This is a genomic window from Cupriavidus sp. DF5525 (genome assembly GCF_040149425.2).
Classification (GTDB): domain Bacteria; phylum Pseudomonadota; class Gammaproteobacteria; order Burkholderiales; family Burkholderiaceae; genus Cupriavidus; species Cupriavidus pickettii_A.
The window spans coordinates 1,798,034-1,816,163 of the sequence record NZ_CP168266.1 but is presented as its reverse complement, the minus strand read 5'-3'; the positions used below and the strand labels follow the sequence as shown (position 1 = coordinate 1,816,163).

Below are 18,130 nucleotides of genomic sequence, written 5' to 3'. Positions count from 1 at the left end.
TCTCTAAAAATCTGCACAATAGTGCTTGCATGGAATTCGAATGATGAACTATAGTTCGTCTCACTAGATTCCTGTTCGTGCACGATAGTGCAGTTTCGCAGAGGAGACACCGCCGTGACCATCGCCCCCCGCGTCGAATACCAGACCGACCCCTCCCAGTACAAGCACCTGAAGCTCAAGTTCGAGGGCCCTGTCGCCACGCTGGCGGTGGACATCGACGAGAACGCCGGCCTGCGTCCCGGCTACAAGCTCAAGCTCAACAGCTATGACCTCGGCGTCGACATCGAACTGAACGATGCGCTCAACCGCATCCGCTTCGAGCATCCGGAAGTGCGCACGGTGGTCGTCACCAGCGGCAAGGACAAGGTGTTCTGCTCCGGCGCCAATATCTTCATGCTGGGCGTCAGCAGCCATGCGTGGAAGGTCAACTTCTGCAAGTTCACCAACGAGACCCGCAACGGCATCGAGGACTCGTCGCAGCACAGCGGCCTGAAGTTCCTGGCCGCGGTCAACGGCGCCTGCGCCGGCGGCGGCTATGAACTGGCGCTGGCCTGCGACGAGATCCTGCTGGTGGACGACCGCTCGTCGGCCGTCAGCCTGCCTGAAGTGCCGCTGCTGGGCGTGCTGCCGGGCACCGGCGGCCTGACCCGGGTGACCGACAAGCGCCGTGTGCGCCATGACCTGGCCGACATCTTCTGCACCACCACCGAAGGCGTGCGCGGCCAGCGGGCCAAGGACTGGCGCCTGGTCGACGATATCGCCAAGCCGGCGGTGTTCGCGCAGAAGGTGCAGGAGCGCGCGCTGGCGCTGGCCGCGCAGAGCGACCGCCCGGCCGATGCGCAGGGCGTGGCACTCGCGCCGATCGAGCGGACCATCGACGCCGATGCGCTGCGCTACACGCACGTGACGGTCGAGATCGACCGCGCCGGCCGCAGCGCCACCTTCACGGTCAAGGCGCCCACCGGCGCACAGCCGCAAAGCATCGAAGAGATTGTGGCAGCCGGCGCCGCCTGGTACCCGCTGCAACTGGCGCGCGAACTGGAAGACGCGATCCTGTCGATGCGCACCAATGAACTGGACATCGGCACCTGGCTGATCAAGACCGCCGGCGACGCCGCCGCAGTGCTTGCCACCGACGCCACATTGCTGGCGCACAAGGACCACTGGCTGGTGCGCGAGACCATCGGCCTGCTGCGCCGCACGCTGAGCCGCCTGGATGTGTCGTCGCGCAGCCTGTTCGCGCTGATCGAGCCGGAGTCGTGCTTTGCCGGCACCTTCCTGGAACTGGCGCTGGCCTGCGACCGCAGCTACCACCTGGCGCTGCCGGACGACGAGGCGCGCGCGCCGAAGATCACCGTGGCGGAAGTCAATTTCGGCCTGTACCCGATGGCCACCGGCCAGAGCCGCCTGGGCCGCCGCTTCTACGACGAACAGCCCGCGCTCGATGCCGTGCGCGCCAAGGCCGGCCAGCCGCTCGATGCCGATGCCGCTTATGCGCTGGGTCTGGTCACCGCCAACCCCGACGATATCGACTGGACCGACGAAGTGCGCATCGCGCTGGAAGAACGCGTGGCGATGTCGCCCGATGCGCTCACCGGCATGGAAGCCAACCTGCGCTTCAACGGCCAGGAAAACATGTTCACCCGCATCTTCGGCCGGTTGACCGCTTGGCAGAACTGGATCTTCCAGCGCCCCAACGCCGTCGGCGACAAGGGTGCGCTCAAGGTCTACGGCAAGGGCGACAAGGCCGCCTTCGACTGGAACCGCGTCTGATCCAGCACCCACCGCGAACCAAACGACAACCGAATCGTCCCCCGAAGGAGACCACCATGTCCGGCATCAACTACAGCGACAAGATCCCCAACAACGTCAACCTGAGCGAAGACCGCACCCTGCAGCGCGCGCTCGAGCAGTGGCAGCCCAACTACCTGAGCTGGTGGAACGACATGGGCCCGGAAGGCTCGCACAGCCATGACATCTACCTGCGCACCGCCATCAGCGTCGATCCGCAGGGCTGGGCCCACTTCGGGCACGTCAAGATGCCGGACTACCGCTGGGGCATCTTCCTGAACCCGGCCGAGGCCAACCGCAAGATCCACTTCGGCGACCACAAGGGCGAGGACGCGTGGCAGGACGTGCCCGGCGAATACCGCGCGAACCTGCGCCGCATCATCGTGACGCAGGGCGATACGGAACCGGCATCGGTCGAACAGCAGCGCCACCTCGGCCTGACCGCGCCCAGCATGTACGACCTGCGCAACCTGTTCCAGGTGAACGTGGAAGAGGGCCGTCACCTGTGGGCCATGGTCTACCTGCTGCACAAGTACTTCGGCCGCGACGGGCGCGAGGAAGGCGAGGCGCTGCTGGAGCGCCGCAGCGGCCAGCAGGACAACCCCCGCATCCTGCAGGCGTTCAACGAGCAGACGCCGGACTGGCTGTCGTTCTTCATGTTCACCTACTTCACCGACCGCGACGGCAAGTTCCAGCTGTGCGCGCTGGCCGAAAGCGCATTCGACCCGCTGGCCCGCACCACCAAGTTCATGCTGACCGAGGAAGCGCATCACATGTTCGTGGGCGAGAGCGGGGTGTCGCGCGTGATCCAGCGCACCTGCCAGGTGATGAACGAACTGAAGACCGATGATCCCGCCAAGCTGCGCGCGGCCGGCGTGATCGACCTGCCGACCTTGCAGCGTTACCTGAACTTCCACTACAGCGTGACCATCGACCTGTTCGGCGCCGATGAGTCGAGCAACGCCGCCACCTTCTACAGCACCGGCCTCAAGGGCCGCTACGAAGAAGGCAAGCGCGTGGACGACCACGTGCTCAAGGGCCAGACCTACCGCATCCTGCAGGCGCAGAACGGCCAGCTGACCGAGAAGGAAGTGCCGATGCTCAACGCACTCAATGAAGTGCTGCGCGACGACTACATCAAGGACAGCATGGGCGGCGTGGAGCGCTGGAACAAGGTCATCGAGAAGGCCGGCATCCCGTTCCGCCTGAAGGTCCCGCACAAGGCCTTCCACCGCAATATCGGCGCGCTGGCCGGCGTCAAGGTATCGCCGGACGGCCGCGTGATCTCCGAGGCCGAATGGCGCGACTTCCGTGACCAGTGGCTGCCCTCCGAAGGCGACCGCGCCTTCGTCGCCAGCCTGATGGGCCGCGTGGTCGAGCCGGGCAAGTTCGCCAACTGGATCGCGCCGCCGGTAATGGGCATCAACCGCCAGCCGGTGGATTTCGAGTACGTGCGCTTCAACTGAGCCACGCGCTTATCAATTGCTCCCTGTTTGCTCCCCTCTCCCGCTTGCAGGAGAGGGGCCGGGGGAGAGGGCTGGCGCTTCAACGAAGCGCCGCTGCTTAAACGACCCTCACCCCGAGCGCCCCTGATTCTGTGGAGACCGCCATGGACATGGCAGAAATTCAAGTCATCAAGCAGCACCTGATCGATCCCGAGATCTGCATCCGCTGCAACACCTGCGAAGCGACCTGCCCGGTGGGCGCGATCACGCACGACTCGCGCAACTACGTGGTCGATGCCGACAAGTGCAACCTGTGCATGGCCTGCATTTCGCCGTGCCCGACGGGCTCGATCGACAACTGGCGCGCCATGCCCCGGCTGCGCGCCTACAGCATCGAAGAGCAACTCACCTGGGACACGCTGCCGGAAGAACTGTCGCCTGAGCAGCTGGCCGATCTGGCGCCCGGCGCTGAGATGCAGACCGCCGCGCCCGAGATTCCAGCCACGTCGCCGCTGGCCGGCACCGGCGCAGACGCCTTCAACAGCGCCCGCTACGGCGCTACCGTGCCGCCGTGGTCCGCCGCGCATGCCTACACTAACCTGTACGGCGCCAAGTCCGCCAAGAAGACCATCACCGCCACCGTGACCGGCAATGTGCGCGTGACCGAAGTAGGACGCGAATACGACACGCACCACATCGTGCTGGATTTCGGCGCGACACCGTTCCCGGTGCTGGAAGGCCAGTCGATCGGCATCGTGCCGCCGGGCGCCGACGCCAGCGGCCGCCCGCATCATGCGCGCCAGTACTCCATCGCCAGCGCGCGCAATGGCGAGCGCCCGGGCTACAACAACCTGTCACTAACTATCAAGCGCGTGCTGGACGACCACGACGGCAATCCCGTGCGCGGCGTCGCGTCCAACTACATGTGCGACCTGAAGGTGGGCGACAAGGTGGAAGTGATCGGGCCGTTCGGCGCCAGCTTCCTGATGCCCAATCATCCGCGCTCGAATATCGTGATGATCTGCACCGGCACCGGCAGTGCGCCGATGCGGGCCATGACGGAATGGCGCCGGCGCCTGCGCAAGGCCGGCAAGTTCGACGGCGGCAAGTTGATGCTGTTCTTCGGCGCGCGCACGCGGGAAGAGCTGCCTTACTTCGGCCCGCTGCAGAGCCTGCCGAAGGACTTCATCGACATCAACCTGGCGTTCTCGCGCACGCCGGGGCAGCCCAAGCGCTATGTGCAGGACCTGATGCGCGAGCGCGCGGCGGATCTGGCGGCGCTGCTGGCGAGCCCCGACACCTGCTTCTACGTGTGCGGGCTGAAGAGCATGGAAGATGGTGTGGTGCTGGCGCTGCGGGATGTGGCGCAGCAGGCCGGACTGAATTGGGAGTCGCTGGCTGAAGGGCTGAAGCGCGACGGTCGCTTGCATCTGGAAACGTACTAAGCCGGTATCAATTCCCACAGACCCGCTCCCTCTCCCGCGCGCGGGAGAGGGGAGCAGACAAGCGGCCTGCGGGACGTCAGGTATGTGTAAAGCGCTTGTGCAACTCACGCTTCGCGTCCAGCAGCGCACCATCTGCCGCCTCTATCACCCCGTGCAGATACTTCTCGCTCGCATCCAACAACGCCGTATAAATCTCGCTGCACATCCCCCGCGCCGTGCGACCAGGCCAGTCCGCCGGCAGAAGCACTTCCGGCAGGTTCGGATCGCGCAGCAGCACGCGCCGGTACTCATGCACCAGCAGCGTCCGCACGAAGAAGGCATCGGCCGGCGCGAGCTGTGCCGCTTCTTCCGCCAGCGGTGAAAACCGCCGCAGCAGCGCCTGCCACGCGTCGGCCACGTCGCCCAGCTTGAAGGTCTGGTGCATCAGCGCCTGCAGCGGCCTGATAGAAAACGCCTCCAGGCTGCTCGCCTCCATCACCGCCACATACTCCTGCGCCCGTGCCGCCTGGACGATCTCGCGCAGCGAGGCCAGGTCGGCATTGGGGTGCGCCATCACCCCGGTCGCGATCGCGCCGAACCCTTCCCAGAGCAACTCCCGCTTCAGTCGCTGCCGGATCGTGGCGCGTACGTCACCGCGCACCATTACCAGCGTCCAGCGCCCGTCCCATTCGGGCGCTTCGCCCGCATAGATGCGCTTGCCCGCGTGCAGCACGCGTTGCAGGCCAGCTTCCGACAGTCCGTAGTAGCTGCGCCGCCCGATGCGCGTGGCGGCCAGCCAGTCGTCGGCGGTGAGGCGGAAAGTGGCGGTGCGCACCAGCCGGTCATTGATGCCGAACGGCGCCGCCAGGCGGATCAGGCTGCCCAGCCAGATCGCCTGCGGCCGTGGCGCGACCACGTCGCCGAACAGCGTCACCAGCAGCGAATTGGCGCCCAGCTTGAGCCCGCGTGCCAGCCGCGCCACGCGAGGGGAAACCGGATCGGGGTCTGGCGTAGCCATCGGGGGCCTCCGAAAGTGATACACAAACGGCGATTGCTTGAATCAAATTGTATCACTACCATCTATTTCAACTTACGAGATTGACGCAGATCAAGACGTTGATCACGACCAAAACAGGTGGAGCAGGCGATGTACGCACAGCTGGTGGAGACAGGAGCAACAAGGCTCCGCGCAATGGAAGAAATGGACCCGCAGGAACGCGAGTTCCAGGCCCGCGTGGATGCCGGCATCAAGATCGAGGCCAAGGACTGGATGCCCGAGTCGTACCGCAAGACCCTGATCCGCCAGATCTCGCAGCACGCCCATTCGGAGATCGTCGGCCAGTTGCCCGAAGGCAACTGGGTCACCCGCGCCCCCACGCTGGAGCGCAAGGCGGTGCTGCTGGCCAAGATCCAGGACGAGGCTGGCCATGGCCTGTACCTCTACAGCGCGGCCGAGACGCTGGGTGTGTCGCGCGACCAGATGCTGGGCGACCTGCATTCGGGCAAGGCCAAGTATTCCAGCATCTTCAATTACCCGACGCTGAGCTGGGCCGATATCGGCATGATCGGCTGGCTGGTCGATGGCTCGGCCATCATCAACCAGGTGCCGCTGTGCCGCTGCTCGTTCGGCCCGTATGCGCGCGCTATGGTGCGTGTCTGCAAGGAAGAGTCCTTCCACCAGCGCCAGGGCTACGACATCCTGCTCTCGCTGTGCAACGGCACGCCCGAGCAGAAGCAGATGGCGCAGGACGCGCTGAACCGCTGGTGGTGGCCGGCGCTGATGATGTTCGGCCCGTCCGACGGCGATTCGCCCAACAGCGCGCAATCCATGCAATGGCGCATCAAGCTGTTCTCCAACGACGAGCTGCGCCAGAAGATGGTCGACCAGACCGTGCCGCAGGCCGAGTACCTGGGCCTGACCATTCCCGATCCCGACCTGAAGTGGAACGAGGAACGCGGCCACTATGACTTCGGCGAGATCGACTGGTCCGAGTTTTACAACGTCCTCCAGGGCAACGGCCCTTGCAACCGCGACCGCCTGCGCACCCGCGTGAAGGCCTGGGACGACGGCGCATGGTTCCGCGACGCGCTGGTGGCCCACGCCGACAAGCAGGCGCAGCAAGCCGCCGCCTGACCCCGCGGCGCGCGGCGCCGCTCCCCATCGAACCCGCATCAAACAGGAGGTAGCCATGAAAGAGTGGCCGCTTTGGGAGATCTTTATCCGCAGCCAGCACGGCCTGGCCCACAAGCACGTGGGCAGCCTGCACGCGCCCGACGGCGAAATGGCGATCAACAATGCCCGCGACGTCTACACGCGCCGCAACGAGGGCGTCAGCGTCTGGGTGGTGAAGGCCGGCGATGTGGTCGCCAGCAGCCCCGGCGACAAGGGCCCGCTGTTCGAGCCGGCCAACAGCAAGGTCTACCGCCACCCGACGTTCTTCCCCATGCCGGAAGCGGTCAAGCACATCTGATACGGCGCGCATCATGGACAACCACAAGCTCGAATACCTGCTGCGCCTCGGCGATTCCACGCTGGTGCTCGGCCAGCGCCTGTCGGAATGGTGCGGCCGCGGCCCGGCGCTGGAGGAGGACATTGCACTGACCAACGTGGCGCTCGACCTGGTCGGCCAGACCCGCCTGTGGCTGGGTTATGCCGCGGAAGTGGAGGGCACCGGCCGCACCGCCGACCAGCTCGCCTACCTGCGCGACGCCCACCAGTTCCGCAACCTGCTGCTGGTCGAGCAGCCCAACGGCAGCTATGCCGATACGCTGGCGCGCCAGTTCCTGTTCGACACCTGGCATTACTTCCTGCTGGAAGGGCTGCAGCGCTCGACCGACGCGCGCATCGCAGAGATCGCCGCCAAGTCGCTCAAGGAAGTCACCTACCACGTGCGCCGCAGTGCCGACCTGGTGGTGCGCCTGGGCGACGGCACCGAAGAGAGCCATCGCCGCATGCAGGACGCCTTCGACGACCTGTGGATGTTCACCGGCGAACTGTTCGAAGCGGATGCGGCCGAGGCCGCGCTGGTGCGCGACGGCGTGATTCCCGATCCCGCAACCCTGGCCGAGCCCTGGCAGCGCCATGTTAGCGAGGTGCTGGAAGAAGCCACCCTGCGCGTGCCCGCCGGCCAGTGGGCACAGAGCGGCGGCCGCCACGGCCGGCATACCGAACACCTCGGCTACCTGCTGGCCGAAATGCAGTTCCTGCAGCGCGCCTATCCCGGCGCGCAGTGGTGAGCGCCATGACCGCGCAAACGCTGGCACGCCCCGCCGTCGAACAGGTCTGGACCTGGCTCGATACGGTGCCGGACCCTGAGATCCCGGTGATCTCCGTGGTGGACCTTGGCATCGTGCGCGACGTGGCATGGGTCGGTGAGACCTGCGTCGTCACCATCACGCCGACCTATTCCGGCTGCCCGGCCATGACGGTGATCCGCGAAGGCATCGAAAGCGCGCTCGCCGCACAGGGCGTTGATTCCGTGCGGGTGCAGACGCAACTGGCGCCGGCCTGGACCACCGACTGGATGACCCCGCGCGGCAAGGCCAGCCTGAGCGGCTACGGCATCGCGCCGCCGGCGCAGCAGGTGATCGATATCAGCGGCATCAGCCGCAAGGCGTCGCCCGCGCTGGTGGTGGCCTGCCCGCATTGCGGCTCGCGCCATACGCGGCTGGTCAGCCAGTTCGGCTCGACCGCGTGCAAGGCGTTGTATCGCTGCGGCGACTGCAAAGAGCCGTTCGACTACTTCAAGGCTCACTGAGAAGGAAAGGTGGGGAGATGAGCAAATTCCATGAACTGACCGTGGCCTCGGTCACGCGCGAAACCCGCGACGCCGTGGCCGTGACCTTCGCCGTGCCCGACGAACTGGCCGACACCTACCGCTACGTGCAGGGCCAGCACCTGACGCTGCGCACCGGCATCGGCGGCGAAGACGTGCGCCGTTCCTACTCGATCTGCTCGGCGGTGCAGGATGCACGGCTGCGCGTGGCGATCAAGCGCGTCGACGGCGGCCTGTTCTCCAACTGGGCCAACGAGCAGCTGCAGCCGGGCATGACGCTGGAAGTGATGCCACCCTCCGGCCATTTCCACGTGCCGCTGTCCGCCACGCACGCGAAGCACTACGTCGCCTTTGCCGCCGGCAGCGGCATCACGCCGATGCTGTCGATCATCAAGACCACGTTGCAGGCCGAGCCGGAGAGCCGCTTCACGCTGTTCTACGGCAACCGCGCTTCGTCGTCCGTGTTGTTCAAGGAAGAGCTGGAAGACCTGAAGGACACCTACCTGCAGCGCTTCAACCTGGTGTTCGTGCTCAGCCGCGAGCAGCTTGATATCGATCTCTTCAACGGCCGTATCGATGGCGCGAAGGTCAATGCCTTGCTGAAGCACTGGGTGAAGCCACAGGACATCGACGTCACCTTTATCTGCGGCCCGCATTCGATGATGGAAGAGGTGTCGCAGGCGCTGCAAGACAACGGCGTCGACAAGACACGCATCAAGCGCGAGCTGTTCGCCACCAGCATCCCTTCAGCCCGCCCGGCGGCGCATGCGCACAAGCAGGCCGGTCAGCAGCAGTGCGAAGTCACCGTGATCCAGGACGGCCGCACCCGCAGCTTCACGCTGGAGAAGAACAAGGAGACCGTGCTGGACGCCGCGCTGGCGCAGGGCATCGAACTGCCTTACTCGTGCAAGGGCGGCGTCTGCTCGACCTGCCGCTGCAAGCGCATCGAAGGCGAGGTCGACATGGACGTGAACTTTGCGCTGGAAGACTACGAAGTCGCCCGCGGCTTCATCCTGAGCTGCCAGAGCTATGCCGTCAGCGACAAGCTGGTGATCGACTTTGACCAGGAATCCTGAAGCGTCCTGGTCCTCCCCCTGATTACAGAAACCCGACATCCCCCGGAGCAAGCCGTGTCCCATCCGTTTTTTGAGCGCCACCAGGCGCTGCTGGAACAAGCCACCCAAGCCATCGCCGAGCGCGGCTACTGGAGCCCGTTTTCCGAAATGCCGAGCCCCAGGGCCTACGGCGAAACCGCCAACGCCGACGGCAAGGCCGCCTTTGAAGCCCGCCTGAACAAGCCCTTTGCACTGTCGCAGCCGGGCACCGTCGGCCAGGCCGGCAAGGAAGTCTCGCCGTACGGCCCGGAACTGGGCATCACCTATCCGAAGCCCGACCTCGACCAGCTCTTCGCCGGCGTCGCCAAGGGCATGCCCGCCTGGCGCAAGGCCGGACCGGAAGCCTGGGTCGGCGTCTCGCTGGAGATCCTGCAGCGCCTGAACCGCCGCAGCTTCGAGATCGCCTACGCGGTGATGCACACCACCGGCCAGGCCTTCATGATGGCCTTCCAGGCGGGCGGCCCGCACGCGCAGGACCGCGGCCTGGAATCCGTGGCCTATGCCTGGGACGAGCTTCGCCGCATTCCGAAGCAGGCCATCTGGGAGAAGCCGCAGGGCAAGAACGAACCGCTGCGTATGGAGAAGCGCTACAGCGTGGTGCCGCGCGGCGTGGGCCTGGTGATCGGCTGCTGCACCTTCCCGACCTGGAACGGGTATCCCGGCCTGTTCGCCAGCCTGGCGACCGGCAATGCGGTGGTGGTCAAGCCGCACCCCGGCGCAATCCTGCCGCTGGCGATCACGGTGGAAGTGGCGCGTGAAGTTCTGGAGGAAGCCGGCTTCGACCCGAACCTGGTCACGCTGGTCGCCAACGACCCGAGCGAGCGCATGGCGTCCAAGCTGGCCCTGCGCCCGGAAGTCCGCCTGATCGACTTCACCGGCAGCAGCACCAACGGTGACTGGCTGGAGCGCAATGCGCGCCAGGCGCAGGTCTACACCGAGAAGGCCGGCGTCAACCAGATCGTTATCGCCTCTACCGCCGACTTCAAGGGCATGGTGCGCAATATCGCGTTCTCGCTGTCGCTGTACTCGGGCCAGATGTGCACGGCGCCGCAGAACATCTACGTGCCGAAGGACGGCATCGATACGCCGGAAGGGCGCGTCAGCTTCGAACAGGTCGCCGCGGCGATCGGCGAGGCCGTGAGCAAGCTGACCGGCGATCCGGCGAAGGCCGTGGAACTGCTGGGTGCGATCCAGAACGACGGCGTGGTCGAGCGCATCGAGTCGTCGCGCGCGCTCGGCGAGATCGTCGCCGACAGCCGCGTGCTGGAACATCCGGAGTTCCCCGGCGCGCGCATCCGCACGCCGCTGGTGCTGAAGGTGGACGCCAGCGACGAGGGCAAGATTATGCAGGAACTGTTCGGCCCGATCTCGTTCATTGTCGGCACCGACAGCACCGCGCACAGCATTGCGCTGGCGCACCGCGGCGCGAAGCAGCACGGCGCGCTGACGCTGTCCGCCTACACCACTGATGCGGGCGTGACCGAAAGCATCCGCGATGCCGCCGAAGACGCCGGCGTGGCGCTGTCGCTCAACCTGACCGGCGGCGTGTTCGTGAACCAGTCGGCCGCGTTCAGCGATTTCCACGCCACCGGCGCCAACCCGGCGGCGAACGCCTCGCTGTCGGATGCCGCCTTCGTCGCCAACCGCTTCCGCGTCGTCCAGAGCCGTTCGCATATCTGACGCCAAGGCTTGCAGTCGTAGTACCCCGGCGCCGGCCCCCCTCGCTTGTGGCGCCATCATAACGAGATGGAGTAGACAATGGTTCAACGCATCCCCAACCCCAACGAGCTGGAGCCGATCGAGCGCGCCAGCCGCGACGAACTGCAAGCCTTGCAGCTGGAACGGCTCAAATGGAGCGTGCGCCATGCCTACGACAACGTGCCGCATTACCGCAAGGCCTTTGCCGCGGCGGGGGTGCATCCGGACGACCTGCAGTCGCTGTCGGACCTGTCGAAGTTCCCGTTCCTGACCAAGCAGGACCTGCGCGACAACTATCCCTTCGGCATGTTCGCGGTGCCGCGCGAGCAGGTGGCGCGCGTGCATGCGTCGAGCGGCACCACCGGCAAGCCGACCGTGGTCGGATACACGGCGAAGGATATCGATACCTGGGCCAGCGTGGTGGCGCGCTCCATCCGCGCCGCCGGCGGGCGCGCCGGCGACCTGGTCCATGTCAGCTACGGCTATGGCCTGTTCACCGGCGGCCTGGGTGCCCACTACGGCGCGGAGAAGGCCGGCTGCACCGTGATCCCGATGTCCGGCGGCCAGACCGAGAAACAGGTTCAGCTCATTCGCGAGTTCCAGCCCAACATCATCATGGTGACGCCGTCGTACATGCTGAACCTGATCGAGGAGATGGAGCGCCAGGGCATGGATCCGTCGGACAGCTCGCTGAAGGTCGGCATCTTCGGCGCCGAGCCGTGGACCGATGCGATGCGCGCCGAGATCGAGGCGCGCGCCGGCATCGATGCGGTGGACATCTACGGGCTGTCTGAAGTCATGGGTCCGGGTGTCGCGTGTGAATGTATCGAGAGCAAGGATGGCCCGGTGATCTGGGAAGACCATTTCTACGCCGAGATCATCGACCCGGTGACCGGCGAGGTGCTGCCGGACGGAGAGGAGGGCGAACTGGTGTTCACCTCGCTGACCAAGGAAGCGCTGCCGGTGATCCGCTACCGCACGCGCGACCTCACGCGTCTGCTGCCGCCGACGTCGCGGTCGATGCGGCGCATCGGCAAGATCACCGGGCGCTCGGATGACATGCTGATCATCCGTGGCGTGAACGTGTTCCCGTCGCAGATCGAGGAACTGATCCTGAAGGCGCCGGCGCTGGCACCGCAATATCAGCTGGTGGTGACCCGCGACGGGCACCTGGACAAGCTGGAGGTGCGTGTCGAGGCGCGCCCCGAGCGCTCGGCGTCCCTCTCCGCCGACGACCGCGCGGCGCTGGAGCGCGAGCTGAAGGACCAGATCAAGACCTATGTCGGCGTTACTACGCGGGTGCAGGTGGTGGCCGCCGAGGGCATCGAGCGCACCAGCGTCGGCAAGGCGCGGCGCGTGGTGGATATGCGGTCCAAGGTTACGCACGAGCAGCCGGTCGGCGCAATCTGAAGCGCTGCTTTCTACCACCACCCCCGGCAAACGCCCCCCTCTCCCGCCTGCGGGAGAGGGGAGCAAACCGCCGGCAGATCCAGAACCTCAACGATTCACCCCCGCGATGGCGCCCACCCAGAGCCGCCACGCCAACCCCTGCGCCAAAGGAGACAACGATGGACGCGCGACAACTGGAAACCATCCAGAACCACCCCGATTTCCTCCGGCTGACCAGCGGGCGCGCACGCCTGGGCTGGTCGCTGACGCTGCTAATGCTGGCGATCTACTTCGGCTTCATCCTGCTGCTGGCCTTCTCCCCGGCCACGCTCGGCACGCCCGTTGGCGCGGGCGTGATGACGGTGGGCATTCCGGTAGGCGTTGCGGTGATCTTCGCCGCCGTCCTGCTCACCGGCATCTATGTCCACCGCGCCAACCGCGACCTGGACCCGCTCAACGAACGCGTACGCAAGGAGTGCCAAGCATGAAGCCGGTACACCGTTTCCTCTGCGCGGCCCTGGCCGGGCTCGCCAGCACGGCCGCCATGGCGGCCCCCGCCATTCAGGCCGAAGCCGCGCCGCGGCCGCTGAACTGGAGCGCCATCGTGATGTTCCTGCTGTTCGTGGTGTTCACGCTCGGCATCACGCGCTGGGCCGCGCGGCGCACGCGCTCGGCGTCGGATTTCTACGCAGCCGGCGGTGGCCTCACAGGCTTCCAGAACGGCCTGGCGATCGCCGGCGACATGGTCTCGGCGGCGTCCTTCCTGGGCATCTCGGCGATGATGTTCGACAAAGGCTATGACGGCCTGATCTACGCCCTGGGCGTGGTCGCCGGCTGGCCGATCATCCTGTTCATCGTCGCCGAACGGTTGCGCAACCTCGGCCGCTACACCTTTGCCGACGTGGTGTCGTACCGGCTGTCACAGAAGCCGGTGCGCATCACCGCCGCCTGCGGCACGCTGACCGTGGTCATCATGTACCTGGTGGCGCAGATGGTCGGCGCCGGCAAGCTGATCGAGCTGCTGTTCGGCACCAGCTATGAATCGGCGGTCGTCATCGTCGGCGCGCTGATGGTGCTGTACGTGATGTTCGGCGGGATGCTGGCCACGACGTGGGTGCAGATCATCAAGGCCGCGCTGCTGCTGGGCGGGGTGACCTTCATGGCCATCATGGTGCTCGCCTATTTCGGCTTCAGTCCCGAAGCCATGTTCGCCGGCGCCGCCAAGGTGCATGACAAGGGCGCCGCGATCCTGTCGCCGGGAGGGCTGGTGTCCAACCCGATCGATGCGATCTCATTGGGCGTCGGCATGATGTTCGGCACCGCCGGGCTACCGCATATCCTGATGCGCTTCTTCACCGTGGCCGACGCCAAAGAGGCGCGCAAGTCCGTGCTCTACGCCACCGGCTTTATCGGCTACTTCTACCTGCTGATCCTGGTGGTGGGCTTCGGCGCGATCGTGATGGTGGGCGCGGACCCCGCCTACCGCGACGCGGCTGGCAAGATCATTGGCGGCAGCAATATGGTGGCGGTGCACCTGTCGCACGCCATCGGTGGCGATCTCTTCCTCGGCTTTATCTCGGCGGTGGCGTTCGCGACCATCCTGGCGGTGGTGGCGGGCCTGGCCCTGTCGGGCGCATCGGCGGTCTCGCATGACCTGTACGCCAACGTGTTCCGCCGCGGACAGGCCAACGAGAAGGACGAGATCCGCGTGTCGAAGGCAGCCACGCTGGTGATCGGCGTGCTGGCGATGGTGCTGGGCGTGATGTTCGAGAAGCAGAACATCGCTTTCCTGTCAGGGCTTGTGCTGGCGATCGCCGCCTCGGTCAACTTCCCGGTGCTGTTCCTGTCGATGTTCTGGAAAGGACTGACCACGCGCGGCGCGGTGGCGGGCAGCCTGGCCGGGCTGGCGTCGGCGGTGGCGCTGCTGGTGCTGGGCCCGACCGTGTGGGTCGGCATCCTGAAGCATCAGCAGGCGATCTTCCCTTACGCCAACCCGGCGCTGTTCTCGATGACCCTGGCCTTTGCCTGCGCCTGGCTGGTATCCGTGCTGGACCGGTCCGCCCAGGCGAGCACCGAGCGCCAGCGCTATGGCGCGCAGTTCGTGCGCGCCATGACCGGCATCGGCGCGGCCGGCGCCAGCCAGCACTGAGTCGAGCACTAAGCGCTCAGTCGGTGTCCTGCTGCGCCTTGTGGCGGGACGCCATCTTTTCCTGCTGCGCCGGCGGCACGTTGTCATAGTGGCTGAACTGGATGGTGTAGCTGCCGTGGCCGCCGGTCAGGCTGTTCAGCCGTGACTGGTAGTCGCTCAGCTCCGACAGCGGCACCTGTCCGGCCACGGTCACCGCGTTGCCGGCCGCGGTGCGGGTGCCATGGACCTGGCCGCGCTTGGTGGAAAGGTCGCCGATGATGTCGCCCATCGAAGTGCCCGGCACCGTGACCTCGATATCGACGATCGGCTCCAACACGCTGGGCCGCGCCTTCAGCACCGCGTCGATAAACGCCTTGCGTCCGGCGGTCGCGAACGCGACTTCCTTCGAATCGACCGGATGGCTCTTGCCGTCATACACCGTCACGCGCACGTCCTGCATCGCGAATCCAGCCAGCGGACCGCTTTCCAACGCCTGGCGGATGCCTTTCTCCACCGCGGGAATAAACTGGCCCGGAATCGCGCCACCCTTTACCGCATCGATAAACTCGAAGCCTTCGCCGCGCGCCAGCGGTTCGACCCGCAGCATCACCTCGCCGAACTGCCCGGCGCCACCGGTCTGCTTCTTGTGCCGGTGATGGCCCTCGGCCTTGCCGCCGATGGTTTCGCGGTAAGCGATCTTGGGCGGGCGCGTCACCACCTCCACTTTGTATTGCTCGGTCAGCCGCTCCAGCGCACAGCGCAGGTGGAACTCACCCAGACCAAACACCACGGTTTCGTTGGTGCCGGCCGGATGCTCCACGCGCAGGCACGGGTCTTCCGCGCTCAGCTTGTGCAGTACCTCCGCCAGCCGCTGCTCGTTGCCGCGGCGCGCCGGCTCGATCGCCAGCCCGTAGATCGGCGTGGGGAATTCCAGCGGCGTCAGGTGGATATCGCCGTCCTCGGTGGCATCGTGCAGCACGGCATCGAAGCCGAGTTCATCGATCTTGGCCACCGCGCAGATATCGCCCGGCCCGGCGCGTGGCACTTCCTGTGTCTCCTTGCCTTGCAGCCGCAGCAGGTGCGCCACCTTGAACGGCTGGCGTCCTTCGCCGATATAGAGCTGGCTGTCGCGCGTGATCGTGCCCTGGTGGATGCGGAACACCGCCAGCTTGCCGACATAGGGATCGATGACCATCTTGAACACGTGCGCCAGCACATGCTTGTCCGGCACGGGCTCCGCGCGGACGGCCTTGCGGTTCTCGCTGCCTTCCCCCGTATCGCGATAGAACAGCGGTGGGTTGCCCTCGGTGGGATTGGGCAGCAGCCGCACGAATACATCCAGCAGCTCGGTGATGCCGGCGCCCGTCGCCGCCGAGGTAAAGCAGATCGGCACCAGGTGGCCTTCGCGCAGCGCGCGCTCGAACGGCGCGTGCAGCTGCTCCGGCGTGATCGCCTCGCCTTGTTCCAGGTACAGCTCCATCAGCTCGGGATCGATCTCGATGACCTGGTCGATCAGCGCATCGTGCGCGGAGGGCACAGATAAAAAATCCGACTCGCCGGCCGGATTGAAGAAGCAGTCAACCACCTTGCTGCCGTTGTCGGCCGGCAGGTTGATTGGCAGGCATTCCTTGCCGAAGGCCTCCTGGATATCCGCCAGCAGCGCGGGCAGATCGACCTTGTCGCCGTCGATGCCGTTAATGATGATCATCCGGCACAACTGGCGCGCCTGCGCCCAGGCCATGGCCCGGCGCGTGGTCATCTCGATGCCGGTCTGCGCATTGATGACGATGGCGGCGGTTTCCACGGCCGCCAGCGCGCTGATCGCCAGCCCGGAGAAGTCCGGGTAGCCGGGGGTGTCGACCAGGTAGATGCGGGTGTCGCGGTAGTGCAGGTGGGCGACCGCGGAGGTCAGCGAGCGTTTGTACTTGCGCTCCAGCGGATCGGTGTCGCACACCGTGGAACCGCGCTCGATGCTGCCGGGCGTGTGCAGGGCACCGCCCTTGTACAGCAGCGCCTCGATCAGCGAGGTCTTGCCGCACCCCGCGTGCCCAAGCAGGGCGACGGTGCGGATGGCATCGGGACTATCGTGCATGGTGGCTCTCGGTTCGTCCGGCAATGACTCTCAGGGCATTATTGGCGAAATTCGCCGGAAGCGACATACGCGCATGCCCGACTCGGTGCATTGCCTGACGCAAGCTAGCCCGTAAGTGGCGAGGCCGGCGCTTGGCCGGCCTGAGTTCGCGTGTCGCACGGCATGCCCGCATTGCAGCAAGCCGTGCGCTGGTGCGCTGCAGCAAGATCAGCGGCGCACGTCGTCGTGGTCGGTCGACACCGCCAGCGCCTGCCACGTGGCCAGTTCGCTTTCCACCTTGCGGTTCTTCTCGGTGATGCGGTAGACCGCGTCGGAGCCCAGCGGCAGGCGCACCGGCGGGGTTTCGCTGTCGGCCAGGGTCAGCAGCGCTGCCGCCAGCTTGGCCGGGTCGCCGGGCTGCTGGTGGTTGGCCGAAGCCATGTGCTCACGCATTGCCCCGACCGTATCGGCATACGCCGCGATCTCGGTGCGCACGCGCACCAGCGAGCTGGCATCGAGGAAGTCGGTGCGGAAGAAGCCCGGCTCGACCACGGTGGCGCGGATGCCCAGCGGCGACAGTTCCGCATCGAGCGCTTCCGTCAGGCCCTCCACCGCGAACTTGGTGGCGCCATAGACGCCCCAGCCGGGATACGCGGCGTAGCCACCAATTGACGAGATGTTGAGGATGCGGCCGCTGCGCTGCCGGCGCATCTGCGGCAGCACGGCACGCGTCACGGTCAGCACGCCGAACACGTTGGTGGCGAACTGCTGCTCGACTTCCTGCGCGGAGGCCTCTTCGACCGCGCCCAGCAGGCCGTAGCCGGCGTTGTTGACCAGCACGTCGATGCGGCCGAAGCGGGCCACGGCGGCCTCGGCGGCGGCGATCGCCTGCGCTTCGTTGGTGACGTCCAGCGCCACGCCCAGCAGGTTGTCGTGATCGCCCAGTGCGGCGGTGATCGTCTCCGGGCGGCGCGCGGTAGCGACGACGCGATCGCCGCGTGCCAGCGCGGCACGGGTCAGTTCCAGGCCGAAGCCGCGCGAAGCGCCGGTGATGAACCAGACCTTGCTGGTGGCGTTGATGGTGGGGTTGGTGGTGTTGGCGGACATGGTGAATCTCCTTTCAGGGTGCTCGTTTTGACTGCGATGTCTGATGGCGGGGGCCACGGAGACAAATTTAGGCCGGCAACGCCCTCAACACTAGGCAGTGCAATCGCGATTAAATGACAACCAAAAGTTGGGAATGAAATGCCGGGCACTTCGATTGAGTAAACCTCAACCGTGTGGCAGACTCGC

At 66.1% G+C, this 18,130-nt stretch carries 15 protein-coding genes; 12 read left to right on the top strand and 3 right to left on the bottom strand.

Annotated elements, in window-relative coordinates; translation table 11 throughout:
• Window positions 1-114: 114 nt before the first annotated feature.
• The 3 genes from boxC to boxA all read left to right on the top strand — a co-directional run bounded on the left by boxC (window position 115) and on the right by boxA (window position 4,681).
• Entirely contained in the window at window positions 115-1,773 is a 1,659-nt protein-coding gene (boxC, locus tag ABNX08_RS29495; protein ID WP_022539256.1) for a 2,3-epoxybenzoyl-CoA dihydrolase, read from the top strand.
• A 56-nt stretch (window positions 1,774-1,829) separates the two neighbouring features.
• A complete protein-coding gene (gene boxB / locus ABNX08_RS29490; RefSeq protein ID WP_022539255.1) occupies window positions 1,830-3,257 on the top strand; it encodes a benzoyl-CoA 2,3-epoxidase subunit BoxB in 1,428 nt (475 codons plus the stop codon).
• Window positions 3,258-3,400: 143 nt separating this feature from the next.
• On the top strand, window positions 3,401-4,681 hold the full coding sequence (boxA, locus tag ABNX08_RS29485; protein ID WP_349608859.1) for a benzoyl-CoA 2,3-epoxidase subunit BoxA: 1,281 nt from the start codon (window positions 3,401-3,403) through the stop codon (window positions 4,679-4,681).
• 76 nt (window positions 4,682-4,757) lie between these two features.
• Here boxA and paaX read toward each other — a convergent pair whose 3' ends face one another.
• On the bottom strand, window positions 4,758-5,678 hold the full coding sequence (gene paaX / locus ABNX08_RS29480) for a phenylacetic acid degradation operon negative regulatory protein PaaX (protein WP_349608861.1): 921 nt from the start codon (window positions 5,676-5,678) through the stop codon (window positions 4,758-4,760).
• Window positions 5,679-5,807: 129 nt separating this feature from the next.
• On the opposite strand from paaX, the gene paaA reads away from it, so the two are divergent.
• The 9 genes from paaA (at window position 5,808) to ABNX08_RS29435 (ending at window position 14,787) form a co-directional block, all read left to right on the top strand.
• Complete coding sequence (gene paaA, locus ABNX08_RS29475; protein ID WP_022539252.1) at window positions 5,808-6,794, top strand: 1,2-phenylacetyl-CoA epoxidase subunit PaaA; 987 nt, start codon at window positions 5,808-5,810, stop codon at window positions 6,792-6,794.
• A gap of 55 nt (window positions 6,795-6,849) precedes the next feature.
• On the top strand, window positions 6,850-7,131 hold the full coding sequence (gene paaB / locus ABNX08_RS29470; RefSeq protein ID WP_010809321.1) for a 1,2-phenylacetyl-CoA epoxidase subunit PaaB: 282 nt from the start codon (window positions 6,850-6,852) through the stop codon (window positions 7,129-7,131).
• A 13-nt stretch (window positions 7,132-7,144) separates the two neighbouring features.
• Window positions 7,145-7,897 carry a 1,2-phenylacetyl-CoA epoxidase subunit PaaC gene (gene paaC, locus ABNX08_RS29465; RefSeq protein ID WP_022539251.1) on the top strand — a complete coding sequence of 251 codons (753 nt, stop codon included), beginning with the start codon at window positions 7,145-7,147 and terminating at the stop codon, window positions 7,895-7,897.
• A gap of 5 nt (window positions 7,898-7,902) precedes the next feature.
• Entirely contained in the window at window positions 7,903-8,418 is a 516-nt protein-coding gene (paaD, locus tag ABNX08_RS29460; protein ID WP_022539250.1) for a 1,2-phenylacetyl-CoA epoxidase subunit PaaD, read from the top strand.
• A 17-nt stretch (window positions 8,419-8,435) separates the two neighbouring features.
• On the top strand, window positions 8,436-9,512 hold the full coding sequence (gene paaE, locus ABNX08_RS29455; RefSeq protein WP_022539249.1) for a 1,2-phenylacetyl-CoA epoxidase subunit PaaE: 1,077 nt from the start codon (window positions 8,436-8,438) through the stop codon (window positions 9,510-9,512).
• A 54-nt stretch (window positions 9,513-9,566) separates the two neighbouring features.
• Window positions 9,567-11,231 (top strand): phenylacetic acid degradation protein PaaN, encoded by a 1,665-nt coding sequence (gene paaN / locus ABNX08_RS29450; protein WP_022539248.1) that lies wholly within the window; start codon window positions 9,567-9,569, stop codon window positions 11,229-11,231.
• Window positions 11,232-11,309: 78 nt separating this feature from the next.
• Window positions 11,310-12,659 (top strand): phenylacetate--CoA ligase PaaK, encoded by a 1,350-nt coding sequence (paaK, locus tag ABNX08_RS29445; protein ID WP_022539247.1) that lies wholly within the window; start codon window positions 11,310-11,312, stop codon window positions 12,657-12,659.
• A 158-nt stretch (window positions 12,660-12,817) separates the two neighbouring features.
• Window positions 12,818-13,126, top strand: a complete 309-nt coding sequence (locus tag ABNX08_RS29440; protein ID WP_022539246.1) for a DUF485 domain-containing protein — start codon at window positions 12,818-12,820, stop codon at window positions 13,124-13,126.
• On the top strand, window positions 13,123-14,787 hold the full coding sequence (locus tag ABNX08_RS29435) for a cation acetate symporter (protein ID WP_022539245.1): 1,665 nt from the start codon (window positions 13,123-13,125) through the stop codon (window positions 14,785-14,787). The genes ABNX08_RS29440 and ABNX08_RS29435 overlap by 4 nt, the downstream gene beginning before the upstream one ends.
• A 16-nt stretch (window positions 14,788-14,803) precedes the next feature.
• Here ABNX08_RS29435 and fusA read toward each other — a convergent pair whose 3' ends face one another.
• Both fusA and ABNX08_RS29425 read right to left on the bottom strand, forming a co-directional pair.
• Entirely contained in the window at window positions 14,804-16,858 is a 2,055-nt protein-coding gene (gene fusA / locus ABNX08_RS29430; protein ID WP_022539244.1) for an elongation factor G, read from the bottom strand.
• A gap of 207 nt (window positions 16,859-17,065) precedes the next feature.
• Window positions 17,066-17,944, bottom strand: coding sequence for an oxidoreductase (locus tag ABNX08_RS29425; protein ID WP_022539243.1), 879 nt, complete (start codon window positions 17,942-17,944; stop codon window positions 17,066-17,068).
• Window positions 17,945-18,130 lie beyond the last annotated feature (186 nt).